Consider the following 15,615-nt stretch of genomic DNA (forward strand, 5'->3'; position numbering starts at 1 on the left):
GTCGAGCGCGTAGTCGCCGGTCGCCGCTATTCGCGGCGGTGGCGCTCAAGCGGCGCGTGTCGGCGCCTTCAGTGCGGTTTGCTCGATCACGCGCGCGAGTGTGTCGAACGCGGGACCGATCTTGTCGTTCGGCACGCACGCATAGCCGAGCAGCAGTCCGCGCCGCGCGGGCGTATCGCTGCTGTAGTAGCTCGCGAGCGGGCGCACGATCACGCCGGCATCGTAAGCGGCGGCCGTCACCGCGCGATCGTTCGCGTGATCCGGCAGGCCGAGCACGAGATGCAGGCCGGCTTCGTCGCCCATCACCGGCAACTCGGTGCCGAAACGCGCGGTGATGGCGTCGATCAGAATCTGCCGGCGTTCGCCGTACAGCGCGCGCATGCGCCGCACGTGCGAGGTGAGATGGCCGTCCATGATGAAGTCGGTCATCACCGCTTGCTGCATCAACTGACCCTCACGGTATAACTCGGCAACGCCCGTGCGGAACGTGTCGACCAGATGTTCCGGCGCGATCATGTAGCCGATCCGCAAACCCGGAAACAGCATCTTCCCCAGGCTGCCGACGTAGATCACCTGGCCGGCGTCGTCGAGTCCTTGCAGCGAGGCGAGCGGACGGCTGCCGTAACGGAACTCGCTATCGTAGTCGTCCTCAATGATCCACACGTTGTGCTGGCGCGCGTATTCGAGCAGCGTGCGGCGGCGCGCGAGGCTCATCACCATGCCGAGCGGATATTGATGCGACGGCGTGACGAGCGCGAGCCGTGGCGGCTGTTGCAGATCCTGTTCGCGCGGATTCAGGCCTTCGTCGTCCACCGGCACCGGCACCAGGGTGATCCCGGACGATTGCAGCACACTGCGCGCGCCCCAATAGCAGGGTTCTTCGACCCACGCACGGTCGCCGACATCGGTCAACAAACGCACGGCGAGATCGATGGATTGGTGAATACCCGTGGTGATGATGATCTGATCCGGCGTGCAATTCACCGAGCGCGCCACGCGCAAATAATCCGACAACGCCCGCCGCAATGGCCGATAGCCGCCGCCGGGTGCGTAGGTGAGCAGGTCGGGATTGGCTTCCTTCCACAAACGCGCCTGCAGGCGGCTCCACGTGCGCGCCGGGAATTCCGCGACGTCGGGCACGCCCGGCATGAATGCGCCCCATTGCTTGGCGGAAACGCCGGCGGTATCGATCAGACGGCGTCCGCGAGTCGAGAGGTCGCCCAGATCGCGTTTCGGCCGCCTGGTGGTTTCAATGGCCGCGTCGGCATCTGTTTCGACGCCGCCCACCACCACTGGCTTCTTGCGCGCATTCACGGCGGCCGTGTCCGGCCGCGTGTCGGCGACATAAGTGCCGCTGCCGGTGGTCGAAATGACGTAGCCTTCAGCGGTCAACTGGTCGTAGACGTGCAGCACCGTGTTGCGCGCAATGCCGAGGTCTTCGGCGAGCGTGCGCGAACTGGGCAGCTTGGTGCCCGGCGGCAGCTGGCCGGTCAGGATGGCCTGCTGCATGAGCCGCAACGTCTGTCTGTAGACCGGTTCAGCGGCCGAGCGATCGAGCCGCGCGGCAAGCCAATCCGACAAGATCACGGTGTCCAAGTGGTTCTATCCGGAATAATGAAATGGTTCCATATTGTAGAACCGTAACGGTCTATAGTGGTCCACGCAATGGATGCAATCCCGCTGCTTTGCACGGGAGTTAGCCGGACCGCAGAGGAGACCTGGACGATGAAAACCGATGACGTGATCGTCAGCTTTCGAGGTGTGCGCAAGACGTACGACGGAGAAACGCTGGTCGTCAAACAACTTGATCTGGATATATACCAGGGCGAATTTCTGACGCTACTCGGGCCGTCCGGATCAGGGAAAACCACCTGTCTGATGATGCTGGCGGGTTTTGAGTTTCCCACCGGCGGAGAGATCTGGCTGGACGGCACGTTGCTCAACACCGTGCCCCCGCATAAGCGCAACATCGGCATGGTGTTTCAGAACTATGCGCTGTTTCCGCATCTGACGGTTGAGCAGAACGTTGCTTATCCGTTGACCGTGCGCAAGATTTCGGCGCAGGAGCGCGCGCATCGCACCAACAACGCGCTGAAGATGGTGCGTATGGAGAGCTTCGCGAAGCGCTATCCGGCGCAGCTTTCCGGCGGGCAGCAGCAGCGTATCGCGCTCGCCCGTGCGCTGGTGTTCGAGCCGAAGCTCGTGCTGATGGACGAGCCGCTCGGCGCGCTGGACAAACAGTTGCGCGAACACATGCAGTACGAACTTAAATCATTGCACGAGAAACTCGGCGTGACGTTCGTGTACGTCACGCACGATCAGGGCGAGGCGCTGACCATGTCCGATCGCGTGGCCGTGTTCGACAAAGGCATCGTGCAGCAACTCGATACCGTGGATCGTCTATACGAATCGCCGTGCAACGAGTTCGTGGCGAACTTTATCGGGGACAGCAACAGGCTGCGCGGCACGATCGCGAATGTCGACGGTGAGTATTGCGAATTTCGTCTGAGCGACGGCACGCGTCTCACTGGGCGCAACATCGGCGGTGCGCGGGCGGGCACGCCGGCGGTCGCGTGCATTCGCCCCGAGCGCATGAAGCTCGCCAACGGCCTGTCGCGGCCCGGCGCCAATGCGCTCGCCGGTGAAGCGCGCGGGCTGATCTATTTCGGCGACCACGTGCGCATGCGCTGTGGTTTGCCGGAACAGGACGAGTGCTTCGTCAAGGTGCCGCTCGGCACCGACGCGCTCGAAACCTTCGCGCCTGGCGCACCGGTCGCGCTGGAGTTCGCACCCGAGCATCTGCGGGTATTCGCAGGGGCGTGAATGCGCCGGACACGCAATGTGTTCGACGCAGGCAGGTCGGATCAGGCAGTACATAACAAAGTCGCACTGTATTGAGCTGGAAGCACACCACCAAAGGAGAGCAACACACCATGAGCAAGATCGGGAAATCGCGCTGCGCCATCGCTGTCGGTGCTGTGGCGCTCGCGCTGGGCGCCGCGCAAGTCAATGCCGCCGAATTGACGGTCGTCAATTTCGGCGGTGCAAACGGCGATGCGCAAAAGGTCGCATTCAACCAGCCGTTCGAAAAGGAGACCGGCAATAAAGTCACCGCCGTCGAATACAACGGTGAGCAGGCCAAAGTGAAAGCGATGGTCGAAGCCAAGCACGTGAACTGGGACGTGGTGGAAGTCGAATCGGGCGACATCGGCCGTGGCTGTGATGAAGGGCTGTACGAGAAACTCGATTGGTCGAAGATCGGCAAGAAGTCGGATCTGATTCCTGACGCACCGCAAACCTGCGGCGTGGGCTTCTTCGTGTGGTCGACGGCACTCGCGTACAACGCCGACAAGCTGAAAACGGCGCCGGCCGGCTGGGCCGATTTCTGGGACGTCAAGAAATTCCCGGGCAAGCGCGCAATGCGCAAGGGCGCGCGCTACAACCTCGAATTCGCATTGATGGCCGACGGCGTGCCGCCGAAGGACGTCTACAAGGTGCTCGCCACCAAGGCAGGCCAGGACCGCGCGTTCAAGAAGCTCGACGAACTGAAGCCGAACATTCAGTGGTGGGAAGCGGGCGCGCAGCCGCCGCAATTCCTCGTTGCGGGCGACGTGGTGATGTCCACCGCGTACAACGGCCGGATCGACGCCGCGCAGAAGGAAGGCAAGAACCTGAAGGTGGTGTGGAACGGCAGCATCTACGACCTCGACTACTGGGCGATTCCGAAGGGCACGCCGAACAAGGCGCTGGCCGAGAAGTACATCGCCTATTCGATTTCGTCGAAGCCGCAGCAGGATTACGCGCACAACATCGCGTACGGCCCGGTGAACGTGGCGGCCATCAAGGCGCTCGATCCGAAGACGCTCGCCAATCTGCCGAACTCGCCGGCTAACGGCAAGAACGCGGTGCTGCAGAACCTCGCGTTCTGGACCGATCACGGCGACGAACTGGAGCAGCGTTTTTCGTCGTGGGCTTCGAAGTAACGAGCCTGGTGTGAGAAGGCGCGGCTTGAGCTTCGGCGAAGCCGCGCTGTGTTGATGTGATGGAACGCGCGGGCCGGGGCGAAGGGTGAACCGCTTGTCCCGGAACGGCAGCTTTGCATGGGACCAGAGCAAGCGCTAAAGCGCTCTGGTCGACAAAGGAGAACGGGTGTGACTACGATGACCATCGCTGCCGATTCGACGCCTGAATCAAGCGGCCGGCTCAAGCGCGAGTTGAGAGCCGCGGAGTCCAGAAAGCGGGCCGTGGCCCTGCTGCTGATCGCACCGCTCGCCATCTTTCTGCTACTGATTTTCGTCGTGCCGATCGGCGCGCTGCTCACGCGCGCCGCGCAGAATCCCGAAGTCGTCAACGCGCTGCCGCATACGCTGACGGCATTGAGCGCGTGGGACCGCAAGACCCCGCCTCCGGACGCCGCGTATGTCGCCCTCGCTACCGACCTCGCCGCGGTCGCCGACAGCGATGGCATGGGCGCACTTGCGCGCCGCCTGAACGTCGAGATTCCGGGTTATCGCTCGCTGATCGCCAAGTCCGCGCGCGCCATGCCGTTCGCCGACGACAACAGCAAACCCTTGCAACTGACGCCCGCCCAGCTCCGCGCCAAATTCGTCGAGCTGGACGAACGCTGGAACGACATCGCCTACTGGCAAGCCATTGCAAAAAATTCGAGCGCGTATTCGCCGTTCTATCTGCTCGCTTCGCTGGATCACAAGCAGGACGCGTTCGGCCACGTCATTCCGACCGATCCCGAGCAACAGATCTATCTCGCCGTATTCAGCCGCACCTTTGTGATCGGCGCGGCGGTGACCCTCTTCGCGCTGCTGCTCGGCTACCCGCTCGCATACTGGATTTCGACGCTGCCGGAACGTCGCGCGAATCTGGTGATGATTCTCGTGCTGATTCCATTCTGGACCTCGATTCTCGTGCGCGTGGCGGCGTGGATCGTGATTCTGCAAAGCGAAGGGCTGGTGAACAAGGCGTTGGTCGGCAGCGGGCTGCTGCATGATCCGCTGTCGCTGCTGTTCAACCGTACCGGTGTCTACATCTCGATGACGCATATTCTGCTGCCGTTCATGATCCTGCCGCTCTATAGCGTGATGAAGTCGATCCCGCCGACCTATCAGCGCGCCGCGGTTTCGCTCGGCAGCCATCCGTTCGCTGCGTTCTGGCGCGTGTATGTGCCGCAAACCTATCCGGGCATCGGCGCGGGCGCGTTGCTGGTGTTCATTCTGGCGATCGGCTACTACATCACGCCGGCGTTGCTGGGCGGACCGAACGATCAGATGGTCAGCTACTACGTGGCGTACTACACCAACGTGACGATCAACTGGGGCATGGCGTGCGCGCTCGGCGGCTTGCTGCTCGCCGCGACGCTCGTGCTGTACGTCATTTACGGGCGCTTCACGCGTTCGTCACTGAGCCTCGGCTGAACGGAGTCATTGCGATGAAACTTGCCAAGCCATTGTTCGCGCCGCATACGTCGTGGGTCGAGCGCGTCTGGTATTTCGCGCTGCGCGGTCTCGCCGTGCTGACGTTGCTGTATCTCATCTTGCCGGTGCTGGCGATCGTACCGTTGTCGTTTTCGTCGAGCACGTTCCTGGTGTATCCGATTCCGGGCTGGTCGCTGCGCTGGTATCAGAACCTGATTGCATCCGACGAATGGCGCATGGCCGCCAAGAACAGCTTTATCGTCGCGCCCTCGGCGACGGTGGTCGCAACCGTGCTCGGCACGCTGGCGGCGATCGGCCTGACCAAGGCGAACTTCCGCGGCAAGGGGCTGCTCATGGCGATCCTGATCTCGCCGATGATCGTGCCGGTGGTGGTGGTCGGCGTGGGCATGTATCTGTTCTTCGCGCCGCTCGGGCTGGCCAATACGTATATCGGCCTGATTCTCGCGCATGCGTCGCTCGGTGTGCCGTTTGTCGTGACCACGGTTGCGGCGACGTTGCAGGGTTTCAACTACAACCTGGTGCGCGCGAGTTTGTCGCTGGGTGCGAATCCGGTGAAGACGTTTTTCCGCATCACGTTGCCGGTGATCGCGCCGGGCGTGATCTCGGGCGCGCTGTTCGCGTTCGCGACTTCATTCGATGAAGTCGTCGTGACCCTGTTCCTCGCGGGCGCGGATCAGACTACGCTGCCCCGGCAGATGTTCACCGGCATTCGGGAAAACATCAGCCCGACCATCGCCGCGCTGGCGACAATTCTGATTATCTTTTCGACCAGCCTGTTGCTGGCGCTCGAGTGGCTGCGTGGGCGAAATGCTGCACGGGCGGTCAAGGCTTGAGTGCAGTGCAATCGGAAGGCCGCCTTTATTCGAGATGCATCATAAATAGCAAATTGTCGGCGTTATTCTAAGATTGTTCCCATTCCCTGCGTATCTGCGTCTCTTCATACTCGTAGCCGTCGATAAGAAGATGCGCTCGTCGCAGAGAATCAATGAAACACCAGCTAACGGTGCTTGTGTGCGCGCTGGCCTTGACAGCCTGCGCGGACCACGCCGCGCGTGAACGACTCGGCATCGAAGATGCCACATTGCTGAAAACCGGTTTCGGCGCCACCCAGGACGAAGCCGCAGGCGCGGTCAACGCGCAATGGGTCAGCACCTACGCACCCATCGCAAGCGGCAATACGGCGCTGGCCAGCCTGCAGACGCGGCTCGACCGTTTGCCGGGCGATAAGAACGGCTATTTTCACGCCAAAGCACAATGCTGGATCAATGCCGCCCAACAGGCGCGTCAAGCTAACGACCAGTGGGGCTTCGTCCAGGAAGCGATCGGCCAGGCGGCCACCATCACGATGGGCCTCGAGAACGGCACGCCGTTATCCGCCGCCAATCCCGCGTTGCGCACTGTGTCCACGGTGCGCCCCGATCTGTGGAAAATCGTCAATACCATCAAGGCGGATCCCGCGGTTGTTCAATGCCCGCAGGCGCAGCAGCCGCTCGCCTGCGCCGAAGTCGAACTCGCACAAGCCGGACATGATGCATGGCGCCGCAGCTTCACCAACGCCGAAAAGCGCTTGCCCGAGGTGCAGGACAACTTGCGGCAGTCGGCGCAAAGAGCGCTGCAATGCACGCCGGCGGTGCAAGCGCCCGCATCCACGTCCGCACCGGTGCCGGTTCCTGCTGCCAGGCCGCAGCAAAAGATCACGCTGAAGGCCGATTCTCTTTTTCGTTTCAACGGCGGCGACGAAGCCGCCATGCTGCCGGCCGGCAAGCGCCAGCTTGACGATGTGGCAACAGGTCTGAAGAACGCTCCTGCGCTGCATGAGTTGAAGATCACCGGCTATGCCGACCGCCTCGGCGACAAGTCATACAACCTCGATTTGTCCATGCAACGTGCGCGGACGGTCGAGCGATATCTGCGAGCGCATGGCGTGAGCTTGCCGATGACTGCGCAAGGCAGAGGCAGCGCGAATCCTCTGGTCGACTGCCGGCGAACGAAGCGCGATGCCTTGATGCAATGCCTCGCGCCGAATCGCCGCGTCGAGATCGAACCTGTCGCGGCGCGTTCCTAGTGTGTTCTTGCATCTAACACGATCCTGCGTTCCGGCGCGCGAACAACAGCGCGCAGAAGGTCGATCGTTTCGACGAGTCCGTGTCGTACCACCATTCGCCACGGGCCATTGTGCCGCACACATTCGTGCGTCCTCAAGCTTGGCGCTGACATCCATCGGCGCTGCAACGCGTGCGTTCAGAAGGAAAAAAATATGTCAACTATTCTGGTTATCGATGACCATCCGGCGTTCCGAATGGTCATCAAAATGCAGCTCATGCAATTGCTTGGCGTGGAAGAAGTGATCGAAGCCGATAATGGCCAGACGGCTGTGGAGATGGCCCGGCTGCACACCCCGGAACTCGCCATACTGGATCTCGACATTCCGCGCATTAGTGGACTCGATGTGATTCCCCGTCTCAGGCTCGTTCACCCTCCTATTCGAGTGATGGTGTTGTCGGGCCACGACCCGGCCACGTTCGCGCCGCGCGCGATGCGCTCGGGTGTCCACGGCTTCGTCGGCAAGTCACAGGAGATGAGAGAGATCATGCGCGGCGTGGAGGCGGTACTGGCCGGCTATACCGTATTCCCTGTGACGGCCAATGGCGCCGGCATCGTAGCCGCTGCCGGCGCGGGAGGAGAAGAGCAAAGGATTGGACTGCTGTCGGATAAAGAACTCGTGATTCTGCAGATGTTGTCAAAAGGCATGTCCAACAAGGCAATTGGAGATGCCCTGTTCATCAGCGACAAAACCGTCAGCACGTATAAGAGCCGTATTCAGGAAAAACTCGGTCTTTCGTCGTTGGCAGGGCTGATTGAGTTCGCGGCTACGCACCGTTTGATCGACTAGGTTCTGCGGGCTATGAACACTGCCGGCCTGTCTCGTTCTTCTTCGCGTACATGGAGGTTCTGCGGGCTATGAACACTGCCGGCCTGTCTCGTTCTTCTTCGCGTACATGGGGCCAAACGCTTGGCGATCTGCTGGACGCCTCGCCGCTGGAGGCTCGCGCTTTCGTCCTTGACGAGAGCGTGACGAACTTGCGTGAAGTCATCCACGGTGTTGCCGCACTGCTCACTCCGTTTGCGCGTTGTCGCGAGTTGCGCTTGCGCGCGCGCATCGATCAATCGGTGGCTGAAACGATTCTCGCCGACGGTGCCCGGTTAGGCCAGCTGGTTTTCCATTTGCTCAACCGAACGATCCAACTCTCCGCGCAGGGAGAGATTTCGCTTATCGTGCGGGCGCAGCCTTTGAATTCGGGTTCCCAGCGAATTTTTATCAGCGTAGTCGATGCGGTGGTAAAGTGCGCGCCCGACGCGTTGCCGCCACTTTTCGACCCAGCCATAGAGGATCCGTACGTGGCGAAATGGCTCGCCGACGCTGACGCCTGTTTGCCGCTCTGCCGAATACTGGCGCAGCGTATGCGCGGCGAGCTCTCCGTCACGAGCGGAACCGAGAAAGGCCCTCGAGCAATTTTCAACGCGCCGTTCGGCGTCGAACGATGGGCGCCCTCCGCGAAAACGGCTCGCGGCAGCGTACAGATGCCCCTTTTTTCCAGTGCAACGCAGTCAGGCGAAGTTTCCGCGAGTGCCTCCTTTGAGCCTTTTGACAGTCATTATCTGGACGCATTGTCTGAAGAGGGGGTCGATCTTCAAGCGTTTCTCAGCAATTGGCGCGACGCAATGAATGAGGATCTCGGGCGACTCAGTGGGTTGCTCCGTGAAGGTCAACACGATCATCTGCATGGTGTGCTGCACAGGTTGAGCGGAGCCGTGGGTCTTGTCGGTGCGAGCGGCTTGATGGAGGCGTTGCGGCGAGCGAGTAAATCTCCACACAAACGCGGCGCAACTTCAGTCGACACACTATTGGCGAGAGCGAAAATCCTCGTCGTGCAACTTGAAGCAGCAGCTCGCGCATACCGGAGCCCTTCGCGATGAACCGACCACTGGCCTTGATCGAAGGCGACCTGGCGCTTCCGAGCGCGCGGCCGTTCGATGCGTTGCCGCCGCCCTTCGGCTCCCGGCGCGGGCCCGCGCAGGCCGCGGCACCACGCGAACCGCGGCCCAAATCACGCACCGACGCGCAACGGGCAATTCAGAATGCCGTACAACCCCAGGCGTCGGCGATACGCCGTGGGACGTTCCCACCGGGCGTGAAGTTTCTTTTGTTCTATAAGTTGCCGCAACAACGCGACCATTCGCGTCGCTTTGACGAGCAGTTGGCCGAAGCCAGGCATTATCTGGAGATAGGAGGGGTACGTCCGCGCTCGACCCGTTCGGATCATGTCCTGGGAGCGGCGATCTTCGCGGGCTGCGGCATTGCGCTGGCCTGGTTGCTGACCACCTGTGCGACGCACGGCGCCGACAAGGCGGCCACGGCTGTGATAGGGCGGGTGGCGGTTCGTCCGCCGGTTGAATTTACCGGCACGGTTACGCAAAGCGGATCTTCGGCGGCTAATTCGACACCGAAGCCGGCGGCTTCCAAAGCGTCTGCGCCGGCCAATGCGACGCCGGGGGCGGCGTTTGGCAACGTCCCTACGTCAGAGTCACAACGTGTCGAACACCTCGTGAAACAGTGGGCCACGCGAGTGTCCGCGGATCAGGCAGCGCCGAGCCGGCCCGCAAAGGCCAATCGCCAGGTTTCCATCGCGCGTTTGAGCAAACTCCACGTCGACGGGCGTCTCGCATTGAGCCGCATCACCAACGCAGCCACACAGCCTTCCCCGTCGAAGTCGGGCGAATGGACCGCACGCTCCTCGTCCGTGAACGAAACAGCCGAGCGCGCAACACTATTCGACTGGGCCGCGCAGCAGCGGCGCGCTGCAATCACGACGCACGCCGGCGTGCCCACGCCGGGTGACACCGACTGGAACGCCCGCATGACCCAGCGCAGGGTCACTGACAACCCTGACGCCTTCAACACGAGCCGCAGCATGCAGTAGCAGCCCAAAAAAAAGCCCGACCAGTGGTCGGGCTTCAAAGTCGGCTGCGCCCTCCACAGGACGCAGCCCCTGCAAAACAGCCGTGCTGTTTGCGTTATCGCCAGCTTCAGGCAGCCAGCAGCGAACGCAGCACGAACGGCAGAATCCCGCCGTGCTTGTAGTAGTCGACTTCGATCGGCGTGTCGATACGCAGCAGCACCTGAACGCGCTTTTCCTTGCCGTCCTTGCCGCGAATCACCAGCGTCACTTCCTGTTGCGGCTTGAAGTCTGCGCCGAGGCCTTCGATGTCGTACGTTTCTTCGCCGGTGATACCGAGCGATTGCACGCTATCCGAGCCCTTGAACTGTAGCGGCAGAACGCCCATGCCGACCAGGTTCGAGCGGTGGATCCGCTCGAAGCTGCGTGCGACCACGGCCTTCACGCCCAGCAACTGCGTACCCTTCGCTGCCCAGTCGCGCGACGAGCCCGTGCCGTACTCTTCGCCCGCAAACACGATGGTCGGCGTGCCGGCGTCGATGTACTTCATGGCTGCGTCATAGATCGACAGTTGTTCGCCGCTCGGCTGATGAATCGTCAGGCCGCCTTCCACGCGCGAGCCGTCTGCCTTCGTCGGGATCATCAGGTTCTTGATCCGAACGTTCGCGAACGTGCCGCGCATCATCACGTCGTGGTTGCCGCGGCGCGAGCCGTAGCTGTTGAAGTCGGCCTTCTGCACGCCGTTTTCCTTCAGCCACTTGCCTGCCGGCGAGTCTTCCTTGATCGAGCCAGCCGGGCTGATGTGGTCGGTCGTGACCGAGTCACCGAAGATGCCCAGTGCGCGTGCGTTCGTCACGGCAGCGATGCTGTCGGCCGGCGTCATCGAGAAGTCCTTGCCGAAGAACGGCGGCTCAGCGATGTAGGTCGACTTCGGCCAGTCGTAGACTTGACCTTCTTCGCCTTCGATCTTGCTCCACAGGTCGCCCTTCTTGGTCAGCGACGAGTAGTTCTTGCGGAACGCTTCCGGATCCAGCGCGAACTTGAGCAGGTCGTTGACTTCTTCGCTGGTCGGCCAGATGTCGCCCAGGTAGATGTCCTTACCGCCCTTGCCCTTACCGACCGGTTCGGTCATCAGGTCGCGCGTGATGTTGCCGGCGATCGCGTAAGCGACGACCAGCGGCGGCGAGGCCAGGAAGTTGGCGCGAATGTTCGGGTGAATACGCGCTTCGAAGTTACGGTTGCCCGACAGAACCGCTGCCGCGACGATATCGTTCTTCGTGATCGCTTCGTTCAGTTCTGGCGTCAGATCGCCCGCGTTACCGATACAGGTCGTGCAACCGTAAGCGGCCAGCGTGAAACCGAGCTTGTCGAGGTACTTCATCAAGTCGGTCTTCGTCAGGTATTCTGTGACGATGCGCGATCCCGGCGCGAGCGACGTCTTGATGTGCGGAGCGACCGTCAGGCCGGCTTCCACGGCCTTCTTCGCCAGCAGGCCTGCGGCCAGCAGCACGCTCGGGTTCGACGTGTTCGTGCACGAGGTGATCGCGGCGATCAGCACGTCGCCGTTCTTCACGTCGACGCCGTTGCTCGTCGTGTATTGCGCTTCGAGATCTTCCGCCTTCTTGGCAAAGCCGTTTTCCGCAACCGGCTTCGAGAACAGGTCGCTGAACGTTGCCTTCACATTGCCGATTTCGATACGGTCCTGCGGGCGCTTCGGGCCTGCCAGCGACGGTGCCACCGAGCCGAGATCCAGCGTGACGACCTTGGTGTAGTCGATATCGCCTTCCTTCGGAATGCCGAACAGGTTCTGTGCCTTGAAGTAGTTCTGGAACGCCGCGATTTCTGCGTCCGTGCGGCCCGTGCCCTTGAAGTAGTCGATCGTCTTTTCGTCGACCGGGAAGAAGCCCATGGTCGCGCCGTATTCCGGCGCCATGTTGCCGATCGTAGCGCGGTCCGGCAGCGACAGCGAGCGCGTGCCTTCGCCGAAGAACTCGACGAACTTGCCGACAACCTTTTCCTTACGCAGCAGTTCGGTGATGGTCAGCACCAGGTCGGTTGCCGTCACGCCTTCGCGCAGCTTGCCCTTCAGGTTCACGCCGACCACGTCCGGCGTCAGGAAGTACACCGGCTGGCCGAGCATGCCGGCTTCCGCCTCGATACCGCCCACGCCCCAGCCCACCACGCCGATGCCGTTGATCATGGTGGTGTGGCTGTCGGTGCCGACCAGCGAATCCGGGTAGTACACCGTGTCCGCGCCTTCAGCCTTCTTGTGCACGCCGCGTGCGAGGTATTCCAGGTTCACCTGGTGAACGATACCGACGCCCGGCGGCACGACCTTGAACGTGTCGAATGCCTGCATGCCCCACTTCATGAACTGGTAGCGCTCGTTGTTGCGCTGGAATTCCAGTTTCATGTTCAGGTCGAGCGCATTCTTTTCGCGGAAGTGGTCGATCTGCACCGAGTGATCGACCACCAGATCGACCGGGACCAGCGGTTCGATCGACTTCGGATCCTTGCCCATGTGTTTCGCGACACCGCGCATGGCAGCGATGTCGGCGAGCAGCGGCACGCCGGTAAAGTCTTGCAGCACGACGCGCGACACGACGAACGGGATTTCATCGACGCGCGAAGCAGTTGGCTTCCAGTTGGCGAGTTGCTCGATGTGTTCTTCGGCGATTTTCTTGCCGTCGTAGTTACGCAGCACCGATTCCAGCACGATTCGGATCGAAACCGGCAGGCGGTCGATCTTGATGTCCAGTGCCTTGCCGAGTTGCGGCAGGGAGTAGAACTTGCCTTTGCCGGAACCGCTGTCGAATTCCTTGAGCGTTTTGTGGAGGTTGTGGGCCATGGTGTTTTCCTTGGTTTGATCGCGGAACTACGGTACTTGACTTGACTAGATGACGTACAGATCGACGTATTCATTGACCGGCATGGCTTCGAGCCTTGCCTGGTCCAGCGACACGTCGAGAATCGCCAGCTGTTGCTTGACCGGAAAGCGGCGCGCGAGGTTGGTCTTGAACTTCTCGACCAGCAACGGAATCCCGTCTTCGCGACGACGTTTATGACCGATCGGGTATTCGACTACGACTTCGTCGAATGTCGAACCGTCGTTGAATTCGATCGTCAGTGCATTGGCGATCGAACGCTTCTCGGGATCGTGGTAATCCTTCGTGAACTGCGGGTCTTCGACACATTCCATCTTTGCGCGCAGCACGTCGATGCGCGCGTCCTGTGCGGTCGAATCTTCATAATCGGCGGCCGTCAGGCGGCCGTGGATCAGCGGCACGGCGATCATGTACTGAATGCAATGATCGCGGTCGGCTGGATTGTTCAGCGGGCCTTTTTTATCGATGATGCGAATCGCAGCCTCGTGCGTGCGGATCGTGATCTTGCGAATGTCCTCTACACGCTTGCCGGCTGCGTTGAGTTGCGCATGCAGGTTCATTGCGGCTTCCGCCGCCGTTTGCGCGTGGAATTCCGCCGGGAACGAAATCTTGAACAGCACGTTCTCCATCACGTATGAACCATACGGGCGCTGGAACCTGAACGCGTTGCCCTTGAAGAGCACGTCGTAAAAGCCCCATGTTTTCGCGGTCAGCACCGAGGGGTAGCCCATCTCGCCGGTCTTCGCAATCAACGCGAGGCGCACTGCGCGCGATGTCGCGTCGCCCGCAGCCCATGACTTGCGCGAGCCGGTATTCGGCGCGTGGCGGTACGTGCGCAGCGCATGCCCATCGACAAACGCCTGCGAGACCGCATTGATCAGCTCGTCGCGAGTGAGACCGATCAACTGGCCGACCACCGCGGTCGACGCCAGTTTCACCAGCAGCACATGATCGAGCCCGACCTTGTTGAAGGAGTTTTCGAGCGCGATACAGCCTTGAATTTCGTGCGCCTTGATCATGGCGATCAACACGTCTTTCATCGCCAGCGGCTGTTTGCCGGCTGCGATGGCGCCGCGCGAGAGCCAGTCGGCCGTCGCGAGAATTCCGCCGAGATTGTCCGACGGGTGGCCCCATTCGGCGGCCAGCCATGTGTCGTTGAAGTCGAGCCAGCGGATCATGGCGCCGATGTTGAAGGCGGCCTGAACCGGATCCAGCTGGAACGACGTACCGGGCACCTTCGCGCCGTTGGGGACGATCGTGCCCGGCACAATCGGTCCCATCAGCTTGGTGCAGGCCGGGTAGGTGAGCGCCTCGAGTCCGCAGCCGAGCGTATCGATCAGGCAGTGACGCGCGGTTTCCAGCGCGAGCGTGCTGTCGATCGGATACTCCAGCACGTAATCGACGATATCGACCAGGACTTGGTCCGGGTCGGGTCGCACGTTGGTAATCGGAGCGGACATCGGGGTGTTTTCCTGATGAGGATAATTAGTTGCTGGTCTTGTTGATCGCGTTCGATTGCGTCGGAGCCGGCGCGCCTTCGATCATGGCTGCCGTCTTGCACTCGTCGGCCAGACGCGAACTGTCCTTGTCCGAGAACAACATGGCCTTCGTCGGGATCACGACGAGATCCATACCGGTTGCGGCGTCGTGGAAGCGGTCTGCACCCGTGGTGGTCGCTTCGCGCGGCAGATTGTAATTTTTGTTAGCCCAGTGAACCGTGACGATCTGGTCACGCTTCATGTCGCCCTTCAGTTCGAACGCCAGACCTTCGTTGCACGACCACTTTTCCGCGCCTTCCGGCACCGGATCGACCTTCGCTTCCTTGGCCGGGTTCGGTTTGCGCTTGATCAGGCGCTTCGGCTGCGGCTTTTTCGGCACAGCCTTGGTAGCCGGTTTCGTGGTGGTCGCCGGTTGCGCGGCGGCGTCAGTCGCGACCGACAGCATCGTCGTGGACAGGGCGCCAATCACGGCGGCGATCATCAGCTTTTTCATGGAGAAAACCTTTCTATCTAGTTTCAGTTAAACATTCCGCGGGCGACCGGTCCTGGCGACCGCGTGGTTGAACTGCACGCGCTTTGAAAGCGCACAGCGACCGCTATTTTCTCCTATTTAGCGGCAGGTACTTCAAATTCTCGGGCCCGGTGTAATTCGCGCTCGGACGGATGATCTTGTTGTCGATACGCTGCTCGATGATATGCGCGCTCCAGCCCGCCGTACGCGCGATCACGAAGAGCGGCGTGAACATGGCGGTGGGCACGCCCATCATGTGATACGAGACCGCGCTGAACCAGTCCAGATTCGGGAACATCTTCTTCGCGTCCC

Annotated in this window: 13 protein-coding genes; 8 read left to right on the forward strand and 5 right to left on the reverse strand. The window is 61.4% G+C overall.

Features of this window, described 5'->3' with window-relative positions:
• Window positions 1–45: 45 nt before the first annotated feature.
• A complete protein-coding gene (locus NE850_RS13775) occupies window positions 46–1,596 on the reverse strand; it encodes a PLP-dependent aminotransferase family protein (protein WP_007178741.1) in 1,551 nt (516 codons plus the stop codon).
• Between the two features lie 129 nt (window positions 1,597–1,725).
• On the opposite strand from NE850_RS13775, the gene NE850_RS13780 reads away from it, so the two are divergent.
• From NE850_RS13780 to NE850_RS13815, 8 genes are all read left to right on the forward strand, one after another.
• Window positions 1,726–2,823 carry an ABC transporter ATP-binding protein gene (locus NE850_RS13780; protein WP_007178742.1) on the forward strand — a complete coding sequence of 366 codons (1,098 nt, stop codon included), beginning with the start codon at window positions 1,726–1,728 and terminating at the stop codon, window positions 2,821–2,823.
• Window positions 2,824–2,933: 110 nt separating this feature from the next.
• Window positions 2,934–3,983 carry an ABC transporter substrate-binding protein gene (locus tag NE850_RS13785; protein ID WP_007178743.1) on the forward strand — a complete coding sequence of 350 codons (1,050 nt, stop codon included), beginning with the start codon at window positions 2,934–2,936 and terminating at the stop codon, window positions 3,981–3,983.
• 177 nt (window positions 3,984–4,160) lie between these two features.
• Window positions 4,161–5,429, forward strand: a complete 1,269-nt coding sequence (locus NE850_RS13790) for an ABC transporter permease (RefSeq protein WP_197740296.1) — start codon at window positions 4,161–4,163, stop codon at window positions 5,427–5,429.
• A gap of 14 nt (window positions 5,430–5,443) precedes the next feature.
• On the forward strand, window positions 5,444–6,283 hold the full coding sequence (locus NE850_RS13795) for an ABC transporter permease (protein ID WP_007178745.1): 840 nt from the start codon (window positions 5,444–5,446) through the stop codon (window positions 6,281–6,283).
• 152 nt (window positions 6,284–6,435) lie between these two features.
• Window positions 6,436–7,515, forward strand: a complete 1,080-nt coding sequence (locus NE850_RS13800) for an OmpA family protein (protein ID WP_007178746.1) — start codon at window positions 6,436–6,438, stop codon at window positions 7,513–7,515.
• A gap of 192 nt (window positions 7,516–7,707) precedes the next feature.
• Window positions 7,708–8,343, forward strand: a complete 636-nt coding sequence (locus NE850_RS13805) for a response regulator transcription factor (RefSeq protein WP_310698860.1) — start codon at window positions 7,708–7,710, stop codon at window positions 8,341–8,343.
• A 68-nt stretch (window positions 8,344–8,411) separates the two neighbouring features.
• Window positions 8,412–9,428, forward strand: a complete 1,017-nt coding sequence (locus NE850_RS13810; RefSeq protein ID WP_007178765.1) for a HAMP domain-containing sensor histidine kinase — start codon at window positions 8,412–8,414, stop codon at window positions 9,426–9,428.
• Entirely contained in the window at window positions 9,425–10,432 is a 1,008-nt protein-coding gene (locus NE850_RS13815) for a hypothetical protein (protein ID WP_007178766.1), read from the forward strand. The genes NE850_RS13810 and NE850_RS13815 overlap by 4 nt, the downstream gene beginning before the upstream one ends.
• A 106-nt stretch (window positions 10,433–10,538) precedes the next feature.
• On the opposite strand, the gene acnA is transcribed toward NE850_RS13815, so the two are convergent.
• The 4 genes from acnA to NE850_RS13835 form a co-directional block, all read right to left on the reverse strand.
• Window positions 10,539–13,256 carry an aconitate hydratase AcnA gene (gene acnA / locus NE850_RS13820; protein WP_007178767.1) on the reverse strand — a complete coding sequence of 906 codons (2,718 nt, stop codon included), beginning with the start codon at window positions 13,254–13,256 and terminating at the stop codon, window positions 10,539–10,541.
• Between the two features lie 45 nt (window positions 13,257–13,301).
• The gene (locus NE850_RS13825) at window positions 13,302–14,753 is read right to left on the reverse strand and encodes a bifunctional 2-methylcitrate dehydratase/aconitate hydratase (protein ID WP_007178768.1); all 1,452 of its coding nucleotides are present in this window, start codon (window positions 14,751–14,753) and stop codon (window positions 13,302–13,304) included.
• Between the two features lie 25 nt (window positions 14,754–14,778).
• A complete protein-coding gene (locus NE850_RS13830) occupies window positions 14,779–15,285 on the reverse strand; it encodes a hypothetical protein (protein ID WP_007178769.1) in 507 nt (168 codons plus the stop codon).
• Window positions 15,286–15,388: 103 nt separating this feature from the next.
• On the reverse strand, window positions 15,389–15,615 hold a 227-nt coding region (locus NE850_RS13835; protein WP_310698861.1), incomplete at its 5' end, for a citrate/2-methylcitrate synthase.

It is taken from the genome of Paraburkholderia sp. USG1, from assembly GCF_031570135.1.
Taxonomy (GTDB): domain Bacteria; phylum Pseudomonadota; class Gammaproteobacteria; order Burkholderiales; family Burkholderiaceae; genus Paraburkholderia; species Paraburkholderia dioscoreae.